General features: G+C 43.0%; 22 protein-coding genes. 11 read left to right on the forward strand and 11 right to left on the reverse strand.

Annotation, left to right across the window (positions count from 1 at the left end; translation table 11 throughout):
* Positions 1–190 precede the first annotated feature (190 nt).
* Genes LAQ65_RS13380 through LAQ65_RS13390 form a run of 3 tightly spaced genes read left to right on the forward strand, consistent with a single transcriptional unit; the run spans position 191 to position 2,619 of the window.
* On the forward strand, positions 191–1,096 hold the full coding sequence (locus tag LAQ65_RS13380) for an ABC transporter ATP-binding protein (RefSeq protein ID WP_224117478.1): 906 nt from the start codon (positions 191–193) through the stop codon (positions 1,094–1,096).
* Positions 1,074–1,913, forward strand: coding sequence for an ABC transporter permease (locus LAQ65_RS13385; protein ID WP_224117479.1), 840 nt, complete (start codon positions 1,074–1,076; stop codon positions 1,911–1,913). Before LAQ65_RS13380 ends, LAQ65_RS13385 begins: the two co-directional genes overlap by 23 nt.
* 1 nt (position 1,914) lies before the next feature.
* Positions 1,915–2,619 (forward strand): LolA family protein, encoded by a 705-nt coding sequence (locus tag LAQ65_RS13390; RefSeq protein ID WP_224117480.1) that lies wholly within the window; start codon positions 1,915–1,917, stop codon positions 2,617–2,619.
* A gap of 12 nt (positions 2,620–2,631) precedes the next feature.
* Here LAQ65_RS13390 and pdxA read toward each other — a convergent pair whose 3' ends face one another.
* Complete coding sequence (gene pdxA, locus LAQ65_RS13395) at positions 2,632–3,732, reverse strand: 4-hydroxythreonine-4-phosphate dehydrogenase PdxA (protein WP_224117481.1); 1,101 nt, start codon at positions 3,730–3,732, stop codon at positions 2,632–2,634.
* Positions 3,733–3,806: 74 nt separating this feature from the next.
* Here pdxA and rsmA point away from each other — a divergent pair, with 74 nt between their 5' ends.
* The 4 genes from rsmA to LAQ65_RS13415 all read left to right on the forward strand — a co-directional run bounded on the left by rsmA (position 3,807) and on the right by LAQ65_RS13415 (position 6,606).
* Positions 3,807–4,562, forward strand: a complete 756-nt coding sequence (gene rsmA / locus LAQ65_RS13400; protein ID WP_224117482.1) for a 16S rRNA (adenine(1518)-N(6)/adenine(1519)-N(6))-dimethyltransferase RsmA — start codon at positions 3,807–3,809, stop codon at positions 4,560–4,562.
* Positions 4,562–5,485, forward strand: a complete 924-nt coding sequence (locus tag LAQ65_RS13405) for an NAD(P)-dependent oxidoreductase (protein ID WP_224117483.1) — start codon at positions 4,562–4,564, stop codon at positions 5,483–5,485. Before rsmA ends, LAQ65_RS13405 begins: the two co-directional genes overlap by 1 nt.
* 125 nt (positions 5,486–5,610) lie before the next feature.
* The gene (gene greA / locus LAQ65_RS13410; RefSeq protein WP_224117484.1) at positions 5,611–6,084 is read left to right on the forward strand and encodes a transcription elongation factor GreA; all 474 of its coding nucleotides are present in this window, start codon (positions 5,611–5,613) and stop codon (positions 6,082–6,084) included.
* Between the two features lie 132 nt (positions 6,085–6,216).
* Entirely contained in the window at positions 6,217–6,606 is a 390-nt protein-coding gene (locus LAQ65_RS13415) for an HIT family protein (RefSeq protein ID WP_224117485.1), read from the forward strand.
* On the opposite strand, the gene ruvC is transcribed toward LAQ65_RS13415, so the two are convergent.
* On the reverse strand, positions 6,601–7,170 hold the full coding sequence (gene ruvC / locus LAQ65_RS13420) for a crossover junction endodeoxyribonuclease RuvC (protein WP_224117486.1): 570 nt from the start codon (positions 7,168–7,170) through the stop codon (positions 6,601–6,603). The two genes, LAQ65_RS13415 and ruvC, sit on opposite strands and share 6 nt — an antisense overlap.
* A gap of 20 nt (positions 7,171–7,190) precedes the next feature.
* Here ruvC and LAQ65_RS13425 point away from each other — a divergent pair, with 20 nt between their 5' ends.
* Together LAQ65_RS13425 and LAQ65_RS13430 are read left to right on the forward strand one after the other, a co-directional pair.
* Positions 7,191–8,204, forward strand: coding sequence for a lysylphosphatidylglycerol synthase transmembrane domain-containing protein (locus tag LAQ65_RS13425; RefSeq protein WP_224117487.1), 1,014 nt, complete (start codon positions 7,191–7,193; stop codon positions 8,202–8,204).
* A 4-nt stretch (positions 8,205–8,208) separates the two neighbouring features.
* Positions 8,209–9,003 carry a DUF3108 domain-containing protein gene (locus LAQ65_RS13430; protein WP_224117488.1) on the forward strand — a complete coding sequence of 265 codons (795 nt, stop codon included), beginning with the start codon at positions 8,209–8,211 and terminating at the stop codon, positions 9,001–9,003.
* On the opposite strand, the gene LAQ65_RS13435 is transcribed toward LAQ65_RS13430, so the two are convergent.
* The 5 genes from LAQ65_RS13435 to LAQ65_RS13455 all read right to left on the reverse strand — a co-directional run bounded on the left by LAQ65_RS13435 (position 9,004) and on the right by LAQ65_RS13455 (position 13,264).
* Positions 9,004–9,894 (reverse strand): MBL fold metallo-hydrolase, encoded by an 891-nt coding sequence (locus LAQ65_RS13435; protein ID WP_224117489.1) that lies wholly within the window; start codon positions 9,892–9,894, stop codon positions 9,004–9,006. It abuts the gene before it with no gap.
* On the reverse strand, positions 9,875–11,203 hold the full coding sequence (locus tag LAQ65_RS13440) for an MFS transporter (protein WP_224117490.1): 1,329 nt from the start codon (positions 11,201–11,203) through the stop codon (positions 9,875–9,877). The genes LAQ65_RS13435 and LAQ65_RS13440 overlap by 20 nt, the downstream gene beginning before the upstream one ends.
* 20 nt (positions 11,204–11,223) lie before the next feature.
* Entirely contained in the window at positions 11,224–12,051 is an 828-nt protein-coding gene (locus LAQ65_RS13445; protein ID WP_224117491.1) for an undecaprenyl-diphosphate phosphatase, read from the reverse strand.
* A 10-nt stretch (positions 12,052–12,061) separates the two neighbouring features.
* On the reverse strand, positions 12,062–12,328 hold the full coding sequence (locus LAQ65_RS13450) for a DUF3098 domain-containing protein (RefSeq protein ID WP_224117492.1): 267 nt from the start codon (positions 12,326–12,328) through the stop codon (positions 12,062–12,064).
* 63 nt (positions 12,329–12,391) lie between these two features.
* Entirely contained in the window at positions 12,392–13,264 is an 873-nt protein-coding gene (locus tag LAQ65_RS13455) for a cell division protein FtsX (protein ID WP_224117493.1), read from the reverse strand.
* Positions 13,265–13,460: 196 nt separating this feature from the next.
* Between LAQ65_RS13455 and leuS the strand changes: the two genes are divergently transcribed.
* A complete protein-coding gene (gene leuS / locus LAQ65_RS13460; RefSeq protein ID WP_224117494.1) occupies positions 13,461–16,238 on the forward strand; it encodes a leucine--tRNA ligase in 2,778 nt (925 codons plus the stop codon).
* Between the two features lie 332 nt (positions 16,239–16,570).
* On the opposite strand, the gene LAQ65_RS13465 is transcribed toward leuS, so the two are convergent.
* From LAQ65_RS13465 to LAQ65_RS13475, 3 genes are all read right to left on the reverse strand, one after another.
* A complete protein-coding gene (locus LAQ65_RS13465; protein ID WP_224117495.1) occupies positions 16,571–17,482 on the reverse strand; it encodes a DUF5694 domain-containing protein in 912 nt (303 codons plus the stop codon).
* A 63-nt stretch (positions 17,483–17,545) separates the two neighbouring features.
* Positions 17,546–18,574 carry a hypothetical protein gene (locus LAQ65_RS13470; protein WP_224117496.1) on the reverse strand — a complete coding sequence of 343 codons (1,029 nt, stop codon included), beginning with the start codon at positions 18,572–18,574 and terminating at the stop codon, positions 17,546–17,548.
* 122 nt (positions 18,575–18,696) lie between these two features.
* Positions 18,697–19,698, reverse strand: a complete 1,002-nt coding sequence (locus tag LAQ65_RS13475) for a LacI family DNA-binding transcriptional regulator (protein WP_224117497.1) — start codon at positions 19,696–19,698, stop codon at positions 18,697–18,699.
* 122 nt (positions 19,699–19,820) lie between these two features.
* Between LAQ65_RS13475 and LAQ65_RS13480 the strand changes: the two genes are divergently transcribed.
* On the forward strand, positions 19,821–23,120 hold the full coding sequence (locus LAQ65_RS13480) for a VCBS repeat-containing protein (protein WP_224117498.1): 3,300 nt from the start codon (positions 19,821–19,823) through the stop codon (positions 23,118–23,120).
* Between the two features lie 12 nt (positions 23,121–23,132).
* On the opposite strand, the gene LAQ65_RS13485 is transcribed toward LAQ65_RS13480, so the two are convergent.
* Complete coding sequence (locus tag LAQ65_RS13485) at positions 23,133–24,050, reverse strand: hypothetical protein (protein WP_224117499.1); 918 nt, start codon at positions 24,048–24,050, stop codon at positions 23,133–23,135.
* Positions 24,051–24,260 lie beyond the last annotated feature (210 nt).

The raw sequence follows: 24,260 nt of genomic DNA on the forward strand, positions 1-24,260 counted from the left end.
AACAGTTGGAAAAAGCCGTAAGGGATGGATTAGATGTAATCGTAGGAATTGTTCCGGCAAGTTAAGCAGAGTTTTTGGAATATGCAAGCCAGTAAAAAATGAGGGGAAGCCAACAATACCATCATTTGGCTGTTAATGGATCTGAATAATGCACCCTTATATGGAGCCGGTTATTACTGTAAAACATTTGGTGAAAAATTTTAACGGCCTTCTGGCGGTTGATGATCTTTCTTTCCAGGTTCACCCTTCGGATGTTTATGGTTTCCTTGGACAAAATGGTGCGGGGAAATCTACCTGTATAAGGATGCTCCTTTCCCTGGTAACTCCCAGTTCAGGTGAAATTGAATTATTCGGACTGAACCTGAAAACCCATCGAAAGGAAATATTGCAGCAGGTAGGCGCAGTGGTCGAACGCCCCGACCTGTACAAGTACCTTACAGCTTTCGAAAACCTTTCCCTTTTTGCACGCATGAGTGGACTTAGTCCCAAAAAGCAATTGTTGATGGAACAACTGGAACTGGTAGGACTGGCAGATCGGGCAGGCAGCAAAGTGAGGACTTTTTCACAGGGAATGAAACAGCGTTTAGGCATCGCTGTTGCCCTAGTACATAACCCCAGGCTGGTTATACTTGATGAGCCTACTAATGGCCTTGATCCGCAGGGAATTGCCGACATGCGTAACCTGGTACTAAGGCTTAGCAGGGAAATGGGAAAGACCGTATTGGTTTCCTCGCACCTGCTTGGCGAAATTGAACAGGTTGCCACCAGGATGCTTATTATCGATAAGGGGAAAAAAATGATGGAAGGAACTGTTTCAGATTTATTTCATTCGACCAATTGCAGGGTGCACATAAAAGTGCAGGATCCTGAAAAAACCCGCCAGGTTATCAGTGCATCCAAATGGTCTGATGCCCTTGAATCAGGAACTGATGGTGCTTTGGTCATCAGGATGGACCAGTTTGAAGTACCCGAACTGTCGCGGCTCATTATTAATGCCGGAATTGGCCTTTTATCTGTCCGGCCCGCCAATTCCCTGGAAGATTATTTTTTATCCTTAACCGCAGGAAAACAACATGTTGCCAATTTTACAAATTGAACTGTTTAAAATATTTAAACGTCCGCGTACCTATATCAGCTTTGTTGCTATTGGTGCTATCGTGGTTTTAATCCAGTTGGCTTTCTACGCAGAAGGGAACAATTACATGGCATTCGGATTGCAATCACTTACACAAAGTTTCGATATCCAGGGTAAAGTGCTGAATGGTTACCTGGTTTGTTATATTATCCTGCAAACATTACTAATCCATGTCCCGTTACTGATCGCTTTGGTAGCAGGTGACCAGATCGCAGGGGAGGCTAATATGGGTACCCTCCGCCTGCTCCTGACAAAGCCGGTTAGCCGAACCAGTCTGCTGATGGCCAAGTTTTCTGCGTCAACCATCTATACATTAATGCTGCTGGTCTGGATGGCCTTTCTGGCATTACTGGTTTCAGTGCTGATTTTTGGAACCGGGGACCTGATGATACTGAAAAGTGAAGAGGTTGTTGTGCTGAATAAAGCCGATGTGCTCTGGCGATATTTTGCTGCTTTTGGCTTTGCTGCAATTGCCATGACAACGGTTGCCGCACTTTCTTTTTTGCTGTCAATTTTTGCCGAAAATTCCATAGGCCCAATTGTATCTACAATGAGTATAATTATTTTGTTTACAATTTTGTCGACCATGGATATCCCCTTTTTTAACGCATTAAAGCCTTATCTCTTTACTACCCATATGATTGGCTGGAAAGGGTTTTTTGATGCGCCTGTTTCCTGGTCACCGGTTCTCGGGTCTGCCTCAATACTGGTTTTCCATATATTTTTATTCCTGGCAACTTCTGTTATTGCATTCAAAAGAAAAGATATTTTGTCCTGATATGAAAAACTTATCCATACCATTATTTTGCCTTTGCTGCCTTTCCTTTTTTTGCCTCAGTCCTGCACAGGCGCAGGATGCCAATGCTTTATTGGCCAAAGTGAAAGCTAAATTGCAGCAGGTGGATAATTATATGGCAGAAGGTGAAATGGCTACAGATGTTACTTTCATCAATATCGCAGATTCTAAAGTAAAGGTTTACTTCCGTCAGCCGGACCAGTTTAAAATTGTAAAGGAAGATGGAATTTCAATTCTGCCAAAAGGTGGAATGAGTGTTGGACTGAATTCACTTTTATCTGGCAAGGAATTCATTGCTGTTCCGGGTGGATATGTACAGGAAGGAAATAACCGGCTGGCCGTATTGAAACTGCTTCCGGTTGCAGAGAATAACGGCGTTGTGCTAAGTACGCTTTATGTAAACGAGAAAGACGCTCTTGTTTATAGAACCATTACTACAACAAAAGATAACGGGACCTACGAAACCAGCTTACAATATGGTAAATATGCATCCTGGGGTCTGCCCGACAAGGTATTTTTTGTGTTTAATATTTCATCTTACAAGCTTCCCAAGGGAGTTACCATGGAATATGAAGGCAGCAAAAAAGCCAGTGCTGCAAAACCTGCAGGAGATGGAAAGGGAAGGGTTTCAATTACGTATAGCCGTTATACCATCAATAAGGGCCTGCCTGCTGATCTTTTTAAATAGTCAGCATTTTCCTTAATCAAGGTCTATGCGTTCATCTACGGCATTTGCCAGTAAACGGTTGGTGACTTTTTTGAGTGGATTTTTACGGTTTTCGGCGTATTCTGCACGTTGACGGATAATATCCACGCAGGTGAATATTGCGGCATACATGGAACTTTCATCCGCCTTGTTTTTCCCGGCAATATCGAATGCTGTACCATGGTCTGGCGAAGTCCTGACTATTGGGAGCCCACCTGTAAAGTTTACCCCTTCCCCATGGGCCAGCGATTTAAAGGGGATCAGTCCCTGGTCGTGGTACATGGCAAGAACTGCATCAAACTTTTCATGAAAGCCCCTGGCAAAAAAAGCATCGGCTGAAAAAGGACCCTGCACGATACTATTGCCCTGGTGCTTGAATTCCTTGATGGCAGGCTTAATAATTGTTTCTTCTTCATTGCCGATAAGGCCTTCATCACCGGCATGTGGATTAAGGCCAAGAACAGCAATCTTCGGCTTTTCAATACCAAAATCTTTTACAAGGCTTTCTTCCACAAGTTTTAGTTTGGTAACTATATTGGCCTTGGTTATAAATGGTCCTATCGCGGTAACCGGAACATGCTCTGTCAGGAGGGCTACCCGCATGTTGCTGGCAACCATCATCATAACCACTTCCTTTGCTTCAAAAGCCGCCTTAAGGTATGGAGTGTGACCGGTATAGGGGAATTCTTCACTTTGGGTATTTTTCTTATTGATCGGTGCTGTAACCAATCCCTGGATATGCCCGTTTTTCAGCGCCTGGACTGCCGTGGTAAGCGATAATACCGCATATTTTCCCCCAGCCTCAGTAAGCTGGCCCGGTGTAATGGCAACATCCTCTTCCCAGCAGCTGAAAACATTCACCTGTTTGGGGTTTATCCGAGTGAATTCTTTAATAACCTGGAAATTGAAATTGTTCTCGGGTAGTGATTTCCGGTAGAAATTTATTGCTTTGTTGGATGCGAACAGGATAGGGGTGCAAAGGTCAAGTATCCTGCTATTGGTAACCGTCTTTATAATGAGTTCAAGCCCGATGCCATTCAGGTCGCCACAGCTGATTCCAATTACCGGGCGAATATATTCTGGGGTGGTATACATGATTGCGAAAATTATAAGGCGTAAAAATACAATATTCAGGGGGCGCGGGCAATAGTGTATTTTTGCAGCCGGTTATGTATACACTTAAAAAATCATTGGGTCAGCATTTTTTGCGCGATGAAAATATTTGCCGCAAAATTGTTGGTGTATTGCAGGAGAGGACTTTTAGCCGTTTACTGGAGGTTGGCCCGGGTGGCGGGGCGCTTACCAAATACCTGCTGGAACTGCAGGGTATTGATTTTCTTGCGGTGGAACTGGATAGTGAAAAAGTGATTTTCCTTGAGAAAACCTATCCTGCAATTAAAGGGAAATTGATTCATAAAAGTTTCCTGGACATGGAGCCGCCTTTTTCCGGGCCATTTACAGTTGTAGGTAACTTTCCTTATAATATCTCCACCCAGATATTATTTAAAGTCCTGGACTGGGGAAGCCCGGTTGAATGTGTAGTGGGTATGTTCCAGAAAGAAGTGGCCCAGCGGGTGGCAGCGCCTTCAGGCAACAAAGTTTATGGTGTAATCAGTGTGCTGATCCAGGCATTTTATACGGTAGAATACCTTTTTGATGTGCCTCCGGGCAGCTTTAATCCCCCGCCCAAGGTTATGAGCGGGGTTATACGCCTGGTTCCCCGGGAAGAGATACCTGCCATGCGCAGCCGTAAGGATTTTTTTATGTTGGTTAAAACTTCATTTAACCAGCGCCGGAAGACGCTACGGAATGCAGTAAGGGGTTTGTTTAAGCCCGAAATACTGGTTGATCCTTTTTTCAACCAGCGCGCAGAACAATTAACTGTGGCAGATTTTGCAGCGTTAACCTTCAAAATGAATGGATGATGTCTAAAGTAGTTATAACAGCAAGGGTGCATCCCTGGATGATAGAGCGTTTAGGGCAGCAGGGTTTTTCGGTAGCCTACCACCCCGCCATTTCCTATGCTGAATTACTTAAGGAGTTGCCCGATACACAAGGATTGGTTGTTACAACCCGCTTAACGATTGATAAAGCGGCAATTGATGCAGCTCCGCAATTAAAATGGATAGGTCGTTTAGGCAGTGGGATGGAATTGATAGATGTACCTTATGCGGAATCAAAAGGCATAACCTGTGTGAGCAGTCCTGAGGGTAACCGTAATGCCGTTGCTGAACACGAACTTGGAATGCTGTTGAGTTTACTGAACAGGTTAGCCAGCAGTGCCCTTGAAGTTAAAGACGGAAAGTGGATCAGGGATGCCAATAGGGGCACTGAATTGAGCGGGAAAACAGTGGGAATAATTGGTTACGGGAACACCGGTGAGGCTTTTGCCCGGCTTTTGCAGCCTTTTGGCGTTACTGTACTTGCATATGATAAATACCGGTTCGGATTTGGTGGTGATTATATTAAGGAGGCTAACCAGGAACAGATAGGCCGTTATGCTAATGTAATCAGCCTTCATGTGCCACTTACTCCTGAAACCAGGCATTTGGCCAACGATGAATTTTTCAATAGCCTTGAATTGCAACCGGTTTTCCTCAACACCAGCCGCGGGAAAGTACATGATACCGCCGCTGTTATCAGGGCATTGGAATCGGGCAAAATATCTGCCGCCGGACTTGATGTCCTTGAAAATGAAAAATTAGAAACATGGTCCCCCGAAGAAAAGGGCCAGGTCAACTGGCTCTGCGGGCAGTCAAATGTGCTGATAACCCCGCATATTGCTGGTTATAGCCACGAGGCATTCCTTAAAATGGCCAAAGTGGTGCTGGATAAACTTGGTCTTTAGGAATTTTACATCCCCCCGGGTTGGATAAAAATAGATTTACTATATTTGACTTATAAGTGCAACGCTTTCGCATTAGCTGAAGGCGTTGTTCTTTTTTTTTACTTTTTAACCAAAGGAGGTTAATTATGGCAGATGTAATTTATGTATCTAAAGAAACATTGGAATTAATGAAGGCGGAGCTTCATCATATGAAATCGGTGGAGCGTCCTGCTGCGTCAAGGGCAATTGCCGAGGCACGGGAAAAAGGCGATTTGAAGGAAAATGCCGAATATGATGCTGCCAAAGAGGCCCAGGGGATGCTGGAAGCCAAAATCAAGAAAATGGAAAGTGATATGGCAAATGCACGCATTCTTGAAGCAGATTCCATTGACACCAGTAAAGTGTCTATCCTGACAAAAGTGACGGTAACCAACCTGAATAACCAAAAAGTAGTTACTTACCAGATTGTTTCAGAAAAAGAAGCGGATCTCAAGTCGGGAAAAATATCAGTGACCTCGCCAATTGGCCAGGGCTTACTGGGCAAAACTGTGGGCGAAGTGGCAGAGATTAAAGCTCCTGCTGGTGTATTACGATTCAAGGTAGAGCAGATCAGCGCGTAAATAAAAATGAAAAAAATCGGGAAAGGTCTGGTATTATTTACCAGACCTTTTTTTGGCTGGTCACCTAAAGTAGTATTTGATAAATCAGGTTCAATTCCCAACCGGAATCATAACTTTGTAATAACTACTTATATGACTTTATTCTCAAAAATTATCAACGGCGAAATCCCCTCTTATAAAATAGCCGAAAACGACAAGTTTTATGCCTTCCTGGATGTTTTCCCTATTGTGCCGGGACATGTGCTTGTTGTTCCTAAAATGGAGGTGGATAAATTTTTTGATGTGCCTGATACCTATCTTTCAGAAATCCTTGTATTTGCCAAACCAATTGCCCAGGCTATTGAAAAAGCATTTCCCTGCAAAAGGGTAGGCTCTGCTGTTATTGGACTGGAAGTGCCCCATGCACACCTTCACCTGGTTCCCCTGCAACACACCGACGACCTGAATTTTACAAGGGGAAAAATGTCCCTGTCTGCAGATGAATTGAAAACCTGCCAGGAAAAGATACTGGCTTATTTATAAACCCTTGATCCTGCCCGCGTTTTGGCGGATGAAATCATCCCAACCTTTTCCGGCTGATTTACCAGCGGGAACCAGTGAATTGGATTGATAATGATGGCAAATAGCCACTGCAAGCGCATCAGAAGCATCCAGGTAATCCGGGATTTCCTTTATCTCAACAATCCTTTGCAGCATCTGCCATACCTGCTCCTTATCGGAATTTCCGTTTCCGGTTATTGATTGCTTTACTTTCTTTGGTGAGTACTCGCAAACTTTTAAGCCAGCCTGGATCGCGGCTGCAATGGCAACCCCCTGGGCCCGACCCAGTTTCAACATACTTTGAACGTTCTTCCCAAAAAAAGGTGCCTCAATCGCAAATGTGGTTGGATTGAATTCAATAATTAATTCAGAAACCTTTCTGTGTATTTGTTCAAGCCTCGTGTGCTGGTCTTTTTTGGGATTCATCTTCAGTACATTCATATGCAATAATTGTATCTTCTGTCCATGGACAGCGACAATTCCATATCCCATTACAATAGTGCCTGGATCAATGCCGAGAATTATTTTGGAGTCTTTTTGCGACAAGAGGTTATTTTTATCGGGGAATGCTCAATAACAAAAATATCAAAATCTTTCTCAACTATTGGCTGGGCCCAATAATATTCGGTTGGCTTGCTTGGTCTATTTACCACCAGGTTAAGTCACAGCCTGATTTATATGCTTCCTGGAATACAATCAATTCTGCATTAAACGGTAATCAGGCATGGAAGTTCTGGATGGTATTATTTCTAATGGCTGTAAACTGGAGTATCGAGGCAAGGAAATGGGCTGAATTATTAGCGCCGTTATACCCTGTTTCTTTTGCCAGGTCGATGAAAGCTATACTTGCTGGCTTAGCTTTTGCAGTGAACACTCCCAACAGGATTGGTGAATATGGCGGAAGAGTGATTTATCTTCCCGAGGGAAAGCGATTGCAGGCTGTGTCCCTTACACTTATTGGTAGTTACAGCCAATTGCTGGTGACCGTGGTTTTAGGATCGGCAGGCCTCTGGATATTTAACAGTAGTGTACTGCCATTAAACGCCGCAAATAATTGGCAGTCCTATACCATATGGATAAGATTATTGAGCGTGGTGATGACAACCATCAGTGTTTTGTTATTGTTAGTATACCTTCGTATAAGCTGGCTGGTAAGGTTTGTGGAAAAGATACCCGGTATTGAAAAATGGGGCAGGGTTTTGATGGTGGTTGATCACCTGCCGGTTAGAATTTTGTTAAGAGTACTTGGATGGTCAATGTTTCGTTATGTAATATTTGTGATTCAATATATCTTACTGTTGCAATGTTTTGGCGTTACTAACGATATTTGGATGACCTGGTGGATGATTAGTATTCTATTCCTGGCTCTGGCTATTGTACCTACGGTTGCATTGGCCGAACTTGGCATAAGGGGGAAACTGGCACTTGAGTTATTCGGATGGTTAAGCGCTAACCAGCTTGGGATTATCACGGCAACGTTTTCAATCTGGATAGTAAACCTTGTATTACCGGCTGTTTTGGGAAGCCTTTTAATTTTGCGTATAAAAATTTTTTCGACCCGCGCACCACAAGTAAAATGAACTAATGAGAAGTTTTTTTCTGATCATCATATTTTCATTGTTGTTTTCAATCAGGCTTGATGCAGGTGATGAATTTTGCGGCATAAGAAATATCACTTTCCAAAATGGCGAGGCCACTACTTTTAAGGTATTCTATACTTTGGCAAATATGTTTATCGGCGCAGGTGAAGCCAGTTTCCTCGTTGACCTCCAGAAATTGAATGATCAACCGGTTTATCATATAACCGGTGAGGGTAAGACCTATAGTTTTTATGATAGCTTTTTTAAGGTGCGCGACCGATATGAAACTTATATTGATACAGGTTCCCTCCAGCCGTACCGCTTTGTCAGGAATATTAATGAAGGCGGGTATAAAAAATACCAACTGGTCAACTTTGATCACCAGGCGAATAAGGCAATTACCAATACCGGTACATTCAGTGTTCCTAATTGTGTCCAGGATGTTGTAAGTAGTGTTTATTACGCCAGGAATATTGACTTTGACAAGTATAAGGCAGGTGACAAAATTCCTTTTACCATGTTCCTTGATAATGAAACCTATAACCTGTATATCCGGTATATGGGTAGGGAAATTATCCATACGAAATACGGCAAATTCAAGGCCATACGGTTTAAGCCCCTGCTTGTTAAAGGAACTATTTTTGAGGGCGGGGAAAAAATGGAAGTTTGGGTTAGCGATGATGGTAACAGAATTCCCTTGCGCGTTGAAAGCCCGATTAGTGTTGGTAGCGTGAAAGTAGATATGATGAAATACCGGAACCTGCGCTATCCGTTGACTTCTTTGCTGGAAATGGATTGATTACAGGTCCTCAAGCCGGAATGTTTTCCCATGGCGTATGCCTTTCTCCGTTAGTTCAAGGTCGCAGCATTCATGCTCAGTGTCATGTTCAAAAAAAAGAACATAATTCTTTTGTTGCGCTTCTGCCAGGAATGATTTTTTTTCACTCAATGTAGCCAGCGGAAACATATCGTAAGCCATAATATAAGGTAAGGGGATATGCGCCACTGACGGTAGAAGGTCTGCCATAAATACAATTTCCCGGCCTTTATAACTGATCTGCGGAAGCATCATTGAATGGGTATGTCCATTCACAAATCTCAGGCTGATTTGTTCTGAGAAGGGCATCGATAATAATTCAGGATGAACAGCATGTGGATCAGCGAGGTCGATTTTTTTTGCTGCCGGACTGTCAATAAACCTGAGTTGGCCACTTTCTTTTATAGGTAGTATATTTTCCTTCAGGAAGGAAGCTTTCTCGCGATCATTGGGATGGGTGGCCCAATTCCAGTGCCCTTCATTGCTCCAGTAAACTGCATTTTTAAAGGCTGGTACAAGTTTGTCGCCTTCCCGGATAATACTGCCGCCGCAATGGTCAAAATGCAAATGTGTAAGGATAACGTCAGTGATATCATCCCTTGAAAATCCTTTTTTTTGCAGTGATTTATCCAGGCTGTCATTACCGTGCAAATAATAATGGCCCAGGAATTTGGCGTCCTGCTTGTCCCCAATGCCATTGTCAATCAGGATCAACCGCTTTCCGTCTTCTACCAGGAGGCAACGCATTGCCCAGGAACATAGATTTTTTTCATCTGCCGGAACCAGTTTGCTCCAGATGCTTTTGGGGACTACCCCAAACATAGCGCCACCGTCGAGTTTGAAATTGCCGGTATTAATGGTGTGTAACTGCATAGTGTTGATCGTAAACTTTTTTTGTATACAATAAAGCAAGCAGGCCTAGCAGGAAAAAAAATCCAAGGGCAACAATCGAATTCCGCATGCTGCCGGTTAATTCTTCCATATAACCGAATGTGAAAATACCAATTACAATGGCGATCTTTTCAGTTACATCATAAAAGCTGAAAAAAGAGGTAGTGTCTTGTGTTTGCGGGAGCAATTTTGAATAGGTGCTGCGACTCATACTTTGTATGCCACCCATCACCAGGCCCACAAAACAGGCTAATATATAAAATTCAGCCTGGGTCCTTACAAAATAACCGGCAATGCAAATGACAATCCAGGTGACCACTGCAATGATTAATACCCAAAGGTTGCCAATTCTTTTCGATAACCTGCTCATGCCTATAGCTCCGCAAATAGCCACAATCTGGATGAGGATGATAGTTACCAGCAATTTTGGTTCGTCTTCCGGGTTAGGGAATATTTCCTTTTTACCAAAGCCGGCAGCTACCAGCATAACAGTTTGAACTCCCATACTGTAAAGGAAAAATGCCAGTAAATAGCGCCTGAGCACCGCCATTTCTTTTAATTGGCCCCACACTATCCTTAATTCATGGAAGCCATTCACCAATACGTGTTTTTTTGACTTTCTTTCCTGCTTGCTGCTTAACGGCAAAACCCTTAGTGTTAGTTGGGCAAATCCAAACCACCACAACCCGACCAGTAAAAAGGATATTCTTGCCCCGATGGTTTTGTCGGTTTCATCTAATCCGAAAAGAGCAGGTTTTAAGATGATAATAAAGCAAACGATCTGCAATAATACACTGCCGATATAACCAAGCGCATATCCTTTGGCGCTCACCCTGTCCTGGTCTTCAGGTGCTGCAATATCCGGCAGGTAAGAATTGTAAAATACCAGGCTGGACCAGAATCCCAACGCGGCAATCGCAAATAGGATAATGCCATATTCAATATTCCCCGGGGTGAAAAAAAACAGTCCGAGGCATGCTGCAGATCCCATAAAACAAAACCAGCGCAGGTATACTTTTTTATTTCTGCGGTAATCTGCAATTGAAGATAATATAGGGGAGCTAAGCGCAACCAACAGGAACACCACAGATAATGCGTAATCCATTAATGCAGTGTTTACGAATTTTCTGCCAAAAAAATCAACATAGTGCTTGCCGGCAGAATTACCATTGCTGGTAATGCCAACATAGTAAGCAGGGAAAATAGTGGAAGTAATTACCAGGTTATAGGCGCTGTTCGCCCAATCGTACATAGCCCAGCCATTAATTACTTTTTTGGAGGCAGTTTGCATGAAATGGTTTGGTTTGAAACCTAGTTATGGATCACATTCGTGAACAGCAATATAAGAAGAATTAGGCCTGCAACAATCCTGTAATAACCAAACCATTTAAATCCATGTTTCTGTAAAAAGCCAATGAAAAATTTAATAGCCAGCAGGGCTACAACAAAAGCAACGATATTTCCTGTAATAAAGGCAATTAAATTCTCCCGGGAGTTCATCAATAATTCATACCCTTTTTGCACGCCACCTGCCGGGTTGGGCCATTTTTTGATCACAAGGGAATACCCGGTTGCCGCTGCCATTGTCGGAACGGCGAGGAAAAAAGAAAATTCTGCTGCAAGTGACCTGGTTAGTTTTTGTTGCATCCCGCCAATAATGGATGCAGCACTTCTGCTTACCCCGGGTATCATAGCCAGGCACTGCCAGCACCCGATCACAAAGGCTTTGCCTGAACTGATTTCCTTTTCTTCGTTTGTTGCAGGTCGTTGAAAAGCCCGGTCAATAAATATCAGTATAATACCACCAAGCAGGAGGGTAATAGCTACCGTTAACGGACTTTCAAGCAATGCATCAATCTGGTTGGAAAATAAAAAGCCCAGCACCAAAGCAGGGATTACAGCTATTGCCAGCTTTACATAAAAAGCCCAGCTTTTAAAATCGATGAATTTCTTCCAGTATAGTACTACAACAGCTAATATGGCCCCTAATTGGATCGCAACTTCGAATAGTTTGGTAAACTCTTCTTTGTGGATCCCCAATAATGAGCTGAGGATAATCATGTGCCCTGTTGAAGAAACTGGCAGGAATTCAGTCAGTCCCTCAACAATGGCCACTGCGATGGCTTCAAAAATATTCATGTGGGGTAGGTCAGGCTTTGGACTTTTTGAAGATGGCTATTACCTCTATAGCCAGTCCGGCTATAATCAGCAAAGGAGCAATTGTAATACGGGTTGTGCTGTAAACCTCTTTCTGGTCAAAGACTGCGGGATTGGAACTTTTCCCCCCGGACATTACAATCATTCCAATGGCAATTACAATAATACCGGCAAGCATCCAGGTATAATTTTCCTTTCCAAAAAGGCTTTCGGAAGTGTGGGCAACATTGCCACTTTGTTTTGTTTCTTTTTTTGACATAATGATCGGGGGAATATTTTTTAGTGAATGGTGAATGGTGAATAGTGAATGGTGAAAGATCCACTAATAAAGCTCATCCAGTTTCATTTTAAGGTATTTGATTACGCTTCTGTGGGTACTGAGCAAAGATATCAGGATTCCTAAAATGATTATACCAGATCCCAGCATAATTAACCATGAATTATCACGCATGGCTTTCAATTCCGGAAGTTGTTGTTCAGCGAAAAGCACAAGGGCTATGATACCGGCCAGGGCTATAATCCCTGAAATGGCACCGTTAATAATTGCCCTGAAATCCATTGGCTTGGCTATGAAACCACGTGTTGCGCCAACCATCTGCATGGTTTTAATCAGGAAACGGTTGCTGAACATGGCCAGACGGATTGTGTTATCGATCAGCACAATAACTACCACGCATAGGGTAATGGCAATAATCAACAGGATCAGGCTGATTTTACGTACGTTTTCATTCAGGTTATCTACCAGGGAACGCGGATACTGCACATCATTTACACCAATATTTTGTTGCAGGTCGGCTTTGATCGCAATAAGTGTATCACTATTTACATATTGGTTACGCAACTTGAAATCAATGCTCGCCGGCAATGGATTAGCATCCAGGATATTTTTCCAGTCCTCATTTCCGTCAGCTACAAATTTCTCCTTAGCCAGCTCTTTCGTAATATATTCGTATTCTTTTACATATGGCTTGTTGGCAATATATTGAACAAGGGCAGCACTGTCTTTTGGTGAAATATTTTCTCTCAGGTATACCCTTACTTCAACATTTTCCTTGAAATATTGCCCCAGCTTATTGGCATTGATCACAATCCAGCCAAGCAATCCTAAAATGAATAGCACCAACGAAACGCCCAATATCGACATGAAATAGGAGGGCTGTGAACGTTTGGCGGATGATTTTCCGATTTGAGACATGTTTACAATTTTCAGTGGGTTAGTACTGTAACGATATGGACAAAAATAGCGGTTTTAGCGGTTCAGTTTGTATTTTTGTCGCCCACTAAACGATGGCTACCAGCTGTAATATTGCGGCTTTGCTGGAAATAGGCAAGGATTTAAGTCTACTTTCACATTCCCTTAAGCAAGTGGTAGTACAACAATTTTAATATTAATGGAGTATAGTTTCCGGCAGATAGAACAGAAATGGCAGGCGCATTGGAAGGCAACCAATGCTTATAAGGTATCCAATGAATCATCGAAACCAAAGTGTTATGTCCTGGATATGTTCCCTTACCCAAGTGGTGCAGGACTTCATGTGGGGCATCCACTCGGCTATATTGCCAGTGATATCTATAGCCGGTTCAAAAGGCTGAAAGGTTTCAATGTGCTTCACCCAATGGGTTATGATGCTTTCGGCCTGCCTGCGGAACAATATGCCATTGAGCATGGTGTTCATCCGGCGGTAAGCACTGAACAGAATATTTCAAATTTCAGGAAGCAACTGGATAACATCGGGTTTTGTTTTGACTGGGACCGCGAGGTCCGTACTTCTGATCCTTCCTATTATAAATGGACCCAATGGATCTTCCTGCAATTATTTAATTCCTTTTTTAACAGGCATACGGCAAAGGCAACACCCATTAGCCAGCTGGTGGAAAGTTTTGAAAAAGCAGGTAACCAGGAACATGTGTGTCCTGCTAATAATGCACTGGTTTTTTCAGGGGAAGAATGGAAGTCGTTCACCCCCAAAAGGCAGCAGGAAATCCTGATGGATTATCGCCTTGCATTTTGCGGTTATGGTGAAGTGAACTGGTGCGAAGCACTTGGAACCGTGCTGGCCAATGATGAAGTGGTGAATGGCGTAAGTGAAAGAGGTGGTTATCCTGTGGAAAGGAAGAGGTTAAGGCAATGGTACCTGAGGATTACTGAATACGCCGATCGCCTGCTCGAAGGCCTTGAACAGGTCGATTTCAGTGATGCCATGAAGGAAATGCAAACCAACTGGATTGGTAAGAGTTATGGGGCTGAAATAGATTTCAAAGTAAGCAGTGAGCAGGAAGCAGTGGGTAATTTACGTGTTTATACAACAAGGCCCGATACAATTTTCGGGGTAGATTTCATGGTGGTTGCCCCGGAGCTTGATATAGTTGATCATTTGAAATCTGCAGCACAGGCAAGTGCTGTTGAAGAATACCTCGCTTATGTAAAAAGCAGGAGCGAACGGGAAAGGATGGCTGAAAAAAAGATCAGCGGTGTTTTCACTGGCGCATATGCCATCAACCCTTTTAACGGCCGTAAGATACCCATCTGGATTTCCGAATATGTATTGGCCGGATATGGAACTGGAGCTATTATGGCCGTTCCTTGCGGTGATGAACGTGACCATAAATTTGCTGAGCATTTTAATATTCCGGTCACCAATATTATAGGAACCCATTATAATGGCCGGGACGCAAATCCTACCAAGGATGCCATCCTTGAAAACAGTGAATTCCTGAACGGCGTGCTTATGCGCGATGCCATTAGCATTGTGAATGACCGGATTGAAGCAATGGGCATTGGTAAACGGAAAGTCAATTATAAAATGCGTGACGCGGCATTTAGCCGTCAGCGTTATTGGGGTGAACCATTCCCTGTTCAATGGAAAGATGGCGTGGCGGTTCCTTTACCTGAATCAGAATTGCCCCTTGAATTGCCTTACGTGGATAATTATAAACCCGGTCCTGATGGCGAGGGACCCCTTGCCAATATTCCGGAATGGGTGGCTCGGGAACTGGAAACGAATACAATGCCTGGTTATGCCGGGTCATCATGGTATTTTTTACGCTATATGGATCCCCATAATAACCAGTCTTTCTGTGACCGGAAAGTCAGTGATTACTGGGGCCAGGTGGATTTGTATATCGGGGGAACAGAGCATGCGGTAGGGCATTTGCTGTATAGCCGTATGTGGACAAAAGCCCTTTTCGACCTGGGTTATATTGGCCATGATGAACCTTATAAGAAACTGGTGAACCAGGGTATGATCCAGGGAAGCAGCCGCTTTGTTTACCGGATTCACGGTACCCATACTTTTGTATCAAGGGGATTGCTTGAAGAGGAGGAAACCTACCAGCAAAAGCAGTTAGATAAACTGCATGTTGATGTAAATATTGTAGATGGTTACGAACTGGATATGGCCGCGTTCAAAAACTGGAAACCAGATTTTTCCCAGGCTGAATTTATACTGGAAGATGGCAAATACCTCTGCGGAAATGAAGTGGAGAAAATGTCCAAGTCGAAATTCAATACGGTAAACCCCGACCAGATTGTAGATCGTTTTGGGGCGGATACTTTCCGGATGTATGAAATGTTCCTTGGGCCTGTGGAAATTAGTAAACCCTGGGATACAAAGGGAATAGAAGGGGTACACCGGTTTTTAAAGAAACTATGGCGCTTGTTTATTGATGAACAAAAAGGTGTTGTCGTAAACAACGAACCGGCAACTGCCGAAGAATTGAAGGTATTGCACCGGGCCATACGGAAAATCGAAGATGATACCGAAAGGTTTTCTTTCAATACCGGCGTGAGCAGCTTTATGATTTGTGTGAATGAGCTGAGCGACCTCAAATGCAGGAAAAAAGTGATTTTGGATCAATTGCTTATCCTGCTTACCCCATATGCACCGCATATTGCAGAAGAACTCTGGCAACTGACTGGCAATTCAGGCAGTATCCTGGATGCCTCATATCCCATTTTTGAAGAGAAGTATGTAAAAGAATCGGCCAAAGCATATCCGGTTGCCATCAATGGTAAAACCAGGGCTGAAATCACCATTTCTCTGGATGCGACCCAGCAGCAGGTTGAAGCTATAATACTGGAAGATGAGACTGTGAAGAAATGGCTTGATGGGAAAACGCCCAAAAAGATCATTTATGTAAAAAATAAGATGATAAACGTAGTACTGTAAACCAGCGGTAAACCGTGTTTTTTACCCGAAAATCGATGGTTTCCGGCAATTAATCGAACAGATTTCAGATTGGGGTTGGTGTTTTACATCTTTGTATCAGGAACGAACTAATCCACTATCCTTGTAAAAATTCACCCTTATCCTGAATCCCGAATCCGATCCATTGAAAGCTAATTATCCGAATCTATTGAAATAGCCTGATCCTATCCACGAAAAGCTGTTGTTGAAAAAAAATCCAGTTAATCCGAAAAACTACAGTTAAGGTTATCGCCCGAAAAGAATTGATCCCGTTGCAAAACGGGATTTTTTTATTTACAGGAATTAATTGTTTCTTATAGTTTTTTTTGAGTGCTAAGTTGTTCATATTGCCGTGCTAATTGTTCCAATTCTACGATTTCAAATTGTGGTGATGATTCAAAACATTGTCTCAGGATAGGGATATGTCCGGCTCCAAATATGACAAGAATACGGTCCTCACTTTTTGGTTTTGTTTGCAGGATTTTGTTGAAAATACGGAGATTCCTGTTGAACCACCAGATAGATAATGCGTCTGGTCCCTTTTCATCTGTAGTATTAAATCCCACACTCAGGTAATGGCCATGCATTCTTTGCATGTTGGCGCGATTGGCTGTTACAAGTAAAGATTCGAGGATGGTCATTTTTAGTTCAAGTGAATCGCCCGTTGCATATAATTTTGCATAGTCTGTATTCCATTTTTTGTCAAGTGTAGAATCTACGGGGATGCTTTGGTTCCATAAACTATCAATCCACGGGTATTCTTTTTCGTGGTCTTCAGCAAAATTGGAAGCATCAACTGCATACAATTTTTTTACGCCTGATTCTTTTGCCAGGCGAAAAGCAAGCTGGTCTATTTCGTCCCGCCCTAAAGTATAATTTCCAGACAGGTAGGCATTGTAAAGTGAATCGAGTTTTGACTGTTTCTTTGCTTCAACGTAAATCCTTGTGGGCTTCATTTGTTTGAGTACTTCAACTACCTGACGCACTTCCTGCTGCCGCCGGGTATCAAGGATATTGATCATTTTCGAACTGTCTATTTTATGGGCATCGAGGTTTGGATAATCGAAGTGAAAAGTCCCTAATAATAATGTTTTTACAGGTTGGTATCCATCTGCATATAAAACCTTATCAGATTTCGTATTGTTTATGGCTGGCCAGTTGATTTTTTGGGCGGTTGACAAGATTGGTGACAAGAATAACACGCAGGCGATAATTCTGGCAATCATTTTTTTCTTTACTTGACGATGTTCTGCCCATTTAGGTTACAGCAATAGGGGAAATTAGTTGTTTTATTCTCCCGGTTTTGGCTGAACGATCCTGATCAGTGCGCTGCTTTTTTCATTGGCATACAATCTTGCCTCGTATCGTTTGTCGCCAACAATTGCCACCATAAAGGATGTATTTGGCGGTATGCTCCCCAGGTTTTCTGCAACCATAACCAGTTCGTTATCTGCAGCAAGTTCGGCTACATCAATTTTAACGGTGTAAGGCTGGTCGGTAAGCCTGATATTTTTAAGTAACATCCTCCCGTTCAGGAAGAGGGCAATAGAGTCACCATCCACTTCAGCGTTATCGTAAAACCGGAGCTCAATGGTTTTAGCAGTAATCGGGATTACAGTTTGCAAAACATTTTTCCGGCTATTGAACTTCCGTTCAATAACGTCCTGGCCGGCCGTTTCAGCAACTGCCGCTGCCTCAGCAACAGCGGGTGGATTTGTTGCTGTGGGCTGGGCAGGAGTTGAGGCCAGTGCCAGGGGCTGAAGCGGTTTTTCTTCCGGAATTTTTGTCGCTAATCCATATTGGCTGATACTATCAATCAGCTGCGGATCATTGCCTCCTGTAAAATAATTGTCGATCACATAATCCCATTCATCGGGAAATTGGGTTTTGTCTGTTTTCTCCAAATGAACAATACCATTTTGCTGGTTCTTGTTATCGCGGGAAGTACTGTTGCCATCAAGGTACATTTCTTCCGATCCCGGGCAATTAAAATCAGCAACTGTCATTTGCGCTTCGGGGTCGGGACCTATTAACAAACTTTTTTTAGACGATGGGCCTTCCAGTAAAAGTTCATCCCACCAAATGACTGAATTCGTCCGGGGATCAAAATTCCCTTTTACACTATATCGTTTGACCTTGTTTTTTCCATGGTAATAGTAAACTACACCAACCAGCTGGTCGCCATTTTTTACAAGTTTTAATTCCGTAGGGATGCCTTTTATTTTTCCCCTCCAGATCCCGGTGATGGCCTGGGCCTGGGTATTTTGGGCCAGGTTTAAAAAACTAATAATAATTAAAATCGCGCCAATTGCTTTCATATGTGGTGGTTTCGCAGCTAAGCTAACGCAGCTGACCCGATTCTATTATAAAAGGAATCACAAAAAAGCCCGGGCCTTAATCCGGAATTCGAACTGGTTGATGCTTTGCGGCGTTATGCCATTTAAGGACGGTTACTTTCCATCCTGACGTCGATGTAATGCGTTTGGGGTAATATGGGCAATTTCATAATCAGCTTAAAAAGAAGTGCCGCGGATGCTTTGCCAAGTTCATAGCCAGAAGTTTTTACATAGGGCAATGGAAAAGGCAGGAATTGGGGCAGCCATCCATCGCTGATGGATACCAGGTAAAGGTCATCAGGTATTTTGATGCCCAATTGATAAACAGCCTGTACAATACCCGAAAGCAATTCATCGCTCATGGCAAAAACTGCTTCTGGTTTTTGGGGACTGTTCCAAAGATCAAGCATCTTTTGCTGCGCCTGCCCCGGGTTATCAGCTGTTTCAAAATTGATCCCGTGTTCCGGAACCCCGTGCTCCTGCAATGCCTTACGAAATCCAAGGATACGATCTTCGGTGATTGACAAGCGGGGGGCGGCGAAAAAACCAGTAATATTCCTTGCAACAGGCAGGTCGGCAAGCAGCCTGGAAATGGCCATTCCAGTTGCTGCCTCTCCGGGCATCACCACTTTGTGGGAATTGCTGTTCGTTATTACCTTGTCTAAAAAAACAATGGGTGTGCCGCCAGATTGCAATTCCTGGAAATGTTCAATATCCTGGCTCTGCCTTGATAAGGAAACCAATACACCATCAACCCCCATATTCATGCAGATCTCTGCATTTTCAATTTCCCTGTCTATTTGATCATTGGAATGCAGTATCAGCAGGTTGTACCCTTTTTCATGTGTTGCTTCCTCTATTGCCTTAATTAAAGACGGGAAGAAAAACGGGGCGATTTCAGGAATGATAAGTCCAATAGTATGGGTTCTGCCCCTTCTCAGGTTGATGGCCATAAAATTGGGTTTGTAGCCCAGTTTTTCAGCCAGTTGTTTTACGGATTCTTTCATTGGCCCGCTTACATCGGGGTGGCCGCGCAGGGCCCGCGATACCGTAGAAGGGTTAATGTGCAGTTGCCTGGCAATGTCTTTTATCGTTACTCTGGCCACAATAGCTGTTTGGGTGGATGATGGGGTACTGTTTATAGTTTTGGAAAAATAAGTTACTGTTTTGATAACTAGCACAGGTCTTTGTATAATGTAACCATTTTTTTGTTTTAGTTTGTACAATCATGAGATTAGCTGGAGCAGTTTTTTTATTGGCGATAGTGCTCGCGGGCTGCAGACCGACCCCTGCAAAAAAAAACGCATTCAGCCTGGTGGAAGATTCGGGTATCAGGTTTACTAATACAATTAATAATACGACCGATTTAAATATTTTCAATTACCGAACTTTTTATAACGGTGGTGGGTGCGCAATCGGAGATATCAATAACGATGGGCTGCCCGATGTGTTTTTAACAGCCAATATGGGCAGTAATAAATTGTTCCTGAATAAAGGTGGTTTCAAATTTGAAGATATTTCCGAAAAAGCCGGGATTGGCGAGGCATTAAAGTGGAGTACAGGTGTTGTAATGGCCGATGTTAATAATGATGGCTGGCTGGATATTTACGTATGTAATGCCGGATACCAGGATGGAAAGTTGCGCCAAAATGCTTTGTTTATAAACAATAAGGACCTTAGTTTTACGGATAGGGCAAAAGAGTATGGTCTTGCAGATTCAGGGTATTCAACCCAGGCGGTCTTTTTTGATTACGACCTCGATGGTGACCTGGATGCTTATATCCTGAACAACAGCCTGATTCCTGTTAATACAATTAATGCTGCCAGCAAACGAAACCTGAGGGCAGAAGACTGGCAGGTTCCTGATTACCTGAAAGGCAGTGGTAACCACCTGCTTAGGAATGATAACGGTAAATTTGTTGACGTTAGCAAGGAGGCAAATATTTACAGCAGCCTGATCGGGTTCGGCCTTGGTGTGGCAGTTGGGGATGTTAACGGTGACCGTTACCCGGATATCTATATTTCGAATGATTTTTTCGAAAAAGACTACCTCTATATCAACCAGGGTAATGGAACATTTAAGGAAGACCTGGAAAACCGGATCCAGCATATCAGCCATTCTTCCATGGGAGTTGATATCGGCGACATCAATAATGATGACCATCCCGATATTTTTGTTACTGAAATGCTTCCCGATAATGAAATCCGTTTGAAAACTACTACAACGTTTGAGAATACCGATATCCAGCACTTAAAACAAACGACCGGTTTCTTTAACCAGTATCAGCAAAATACCTTGCAGGTTAGCAATGGGAATGGACAGTTTTTAGAGACGGCATTCTATAGTGATGTCGCTGCTTCAGACTGGAGCTGGGGTGGTTTGCTCTTTGATGCCGATAATGACGGGCTGAATGATATTTATGTTTCGAATGGTATTTACAACAATGTAACTGACCAGGATTTTATCGATTTTTTCGCCAACGATGTAATTCAGAAAATGGTTTTAACCGGTAAGAAAGAAGACATCCTTGAAATTATCAGTAAAATGCCTTCAGAGCCTATCGTAAATAAAATGTTCCACAATAAGGGGAACCTTCAGTTTGAAGACGTGGCTGCTAAATGGGGTATGTCTACACCTTCTTTTTCAAATGGCGCCGCTTACGGTGATCTCGATAATGATGGCGACCTTGACCTTGTGGAGAACAATGTTAACCAGCCTGCTTTTATTTACCGGAATAATTCAAGGGAGTTGAACCATAATAATTTTATCGGGTTCCGCCTGAAGGGTGCAAAACAAAATCCTTTTGCGGTTGGAACGCTGGTGAAAGTATTTAGTGGTAAAGATATTTTATCAAGGGAACTTTTCCCTGCACGGGGTTTCCAGTCATCAATGGATTATACCCTTGAATTTGGATTGGGTGGGAAAATCGCCGATTCAGTCCAGGTAATATGGCCCGATAAAACTATGTCCATTTTGCAAAAACCCGCCATTAACCAGTTTCATACCGTGGACATTGCGTCAGCATCCCGGCAATGGCAACCGGCATTAACGAAGGCTGCCACCTATTTTTCGCCATTGGTGGTTAGTGGGATAGAAGCCCATAAGGAAGATGATTATATTGATTTTAATTATGAAAGGAACATTCCCGTTATGCTCTCGAGGGAGGGGCCGCATATTGCCCAGGCCGATGTTAACGGAGATGGTAAATTGGATTTTTACGCAGGGGGCGCTGCGGGCCAGCCAGGTCAATTATACCTTCAGACAGGGAAAGGGTTTCAAATGGATAAACAGCCCGTGTTTGAGAACTTCAAAGCCAGCGAGGACGTGGCTGTTTTGTTCTTTGATGCGGACAATGACAAAGATCCCGATCTTTTTATCGGATCCGGCGGAAACAGGCAGTCTGAAAACAATGCCGGATATGCACATCGCCTATACCTCAATGATGGTCATGGCAGGTTTACGGAGCAACCTAATTCCTTCCCTTTAAATAAAATGAATATTGCAGTAGCTGCTGCAAACGATATAGACGGTGACGGCGACCTTGATCTATTTGTAGGGAGCCGTTCCGTGCCAGGGCAATATGGTATTTCCCCGAGGAGCTATATCTACATAAATGATGGAAAAGGGCATTTTACAGATGCTACCGACAGGTATAATAAAAACCTTGCTTCACTGGGAATGGTAACTGATGCTGTATGGGCAGACCTTACCGGTGATGGAAAAAAGGAATTGATCATAGTCGGCGAATGGATGTCCCCGGTTATTTATTCAGTGGTGAATGATCAGCTGGCTGAGCTTCCTGCCAATTTTGGAAAGATGAATGGCTGGTGGCAATCAGTAAGAGTGGCTGACCTGGATAAAGACGGTAAGAATGATTTGGTGCTTGGTAATATCGGTAAGAATTTTTACCTGAAAGCAACTGCAGACAAACCAGTTAAACTTTGGATGAATGATTTTGACGGTAATGGAACTGTCGATAAAATTCTTACCAGGAGGGTTGATGGGCGCGATATGCCGGTATTTATGAAAAGGGAACTGAATGACCAGTTACCTTCCCTTATAAAGCAAAACCTCAAGCACGAAGAGTATGCCAGGAAATCAATCGAAGACCTTTTTGGCAAGGAGTTGGTTCAGTCGGCAACTGTAAAAGAGCTGAATGAATGCGGGTCATTTGTTGCCTGGAATGAGGGTAATGGGAAATTCCAGCTGGGATTACTGCCCCTTGAAATACAATTGACCTCATTAAATGCAGCTATGGTAACTGATATTACCGGCGATGGTTTGCCCGACCTGGTTACAGGTGGTAACCTGTCTGATTTCCAACCCCAGTTTGGTGCTATTGATGCGGGCTTTGGACACCTTCTTATTAATGATGGCAAAAGGTCATTCCAAGTGGTTCCTGACCAAAAATCTGGTATTATGGTTCCGGGAATTACAAAAGATATTGTCCTGTTTACAATAAAAGGGGAGAAGGTCATCATGTACGCACGAAATAATGAAACGCCCTTATTCTTTTCTGCGAAATAAGAACAGGATTGGTCAGAAAACCGGGTAACATACTTTCACATTAACAGTATCGTCGGGCTCAAACTTATTTCCGTTATTGAGGAATTCCTCAAATGGCAATTCCATACTGGCAAGCTGGTTGTCCCGCTTATAGGATTCAAGGGCTTTGTATACGCTGCTGATATTTTTGTATACTCCGTTATATTCGGCAACAAGCATGCCTTTCCCGGCATGCATGGTTTTAACTGATATTCCGGATTCATCCTGGTCAATGGTAGCTGGACCATTGATAACGATTCCGGTAAAGATCCTCATTTCAGAATCGTTTAGTGGTTTGGCAGACAGTATTCTCCTGCCGGTATAATTGATATAATTCTGTCCGGCAAACTGAAATAACGAATCAAAAAGAATTTTTACGGCTGAGGCCTTTTGGTTTCGCTTAACAACAGCAGTGGCGTATAAAAAAGTACTATCCGTTACCGTTAGTTTTTTTATTAAATAGCCGTAGTATAATTCTGTATTGTTGGTGATCCTGTCCAGGTTTTTTAAACTATTAATTACAATTTCATCAATAGGGTCAGGGTCTATCATCCTTTTCCATAAAGTATTGCTGATAGACATGGTAACGATACTACCAATGTTTTTTTTCTGGTCCCGGGAAATCAGGAATTTGTAATCCTGCTCGGAACCTGATTCCTTAAATAATAAATCAATATTTCCCGGTTTAGCAGAGGTTAGGATAAGGGATTCATTACTTCCTTTTAATTCAACCTGCGGAGCCTGGCTGGTGGTAAACTGGCTGCTGTCTAAACCAGCGAAAGGCAGGAACCATTTTTGAAGTTGTTGGGCCGATGTAAATTGCTCCATGGTCTTTGCCAGCGGAAAAGGTACATGTGCTTTTGTATTGAATGTAATGGGTATGGAAACGGAAAGGAGGAGCAAAAGGCTCATTATCCCAAGTATAAGTACAGATAGAAATTTTCTCCCTCTTAACATATTTTCTTCTTGCTGGGAAGAATATCCCGTTTTTGTGCTCGCTGCATTAGCTTCCGTAAAGTTAGCCCAATTCCGGCATTACGGAGGCTCCTGGCATAAAAGTCCTGGTTTCCGTACCCGGCAGGAAAATGTTTATCCTGCACTTGTAGTTTTAGTAATTTCAGG

The organism is Flavihumibacter profundi (assembly GCF_020076305.1).
Taxonomy (GTDB): domain Bacteria; phylum Bacteroidota; class Bacteroidia; order Chitinophagales; family Chitinophagaceae; genus Flavihumibacter; species Flavihumibacter profundi.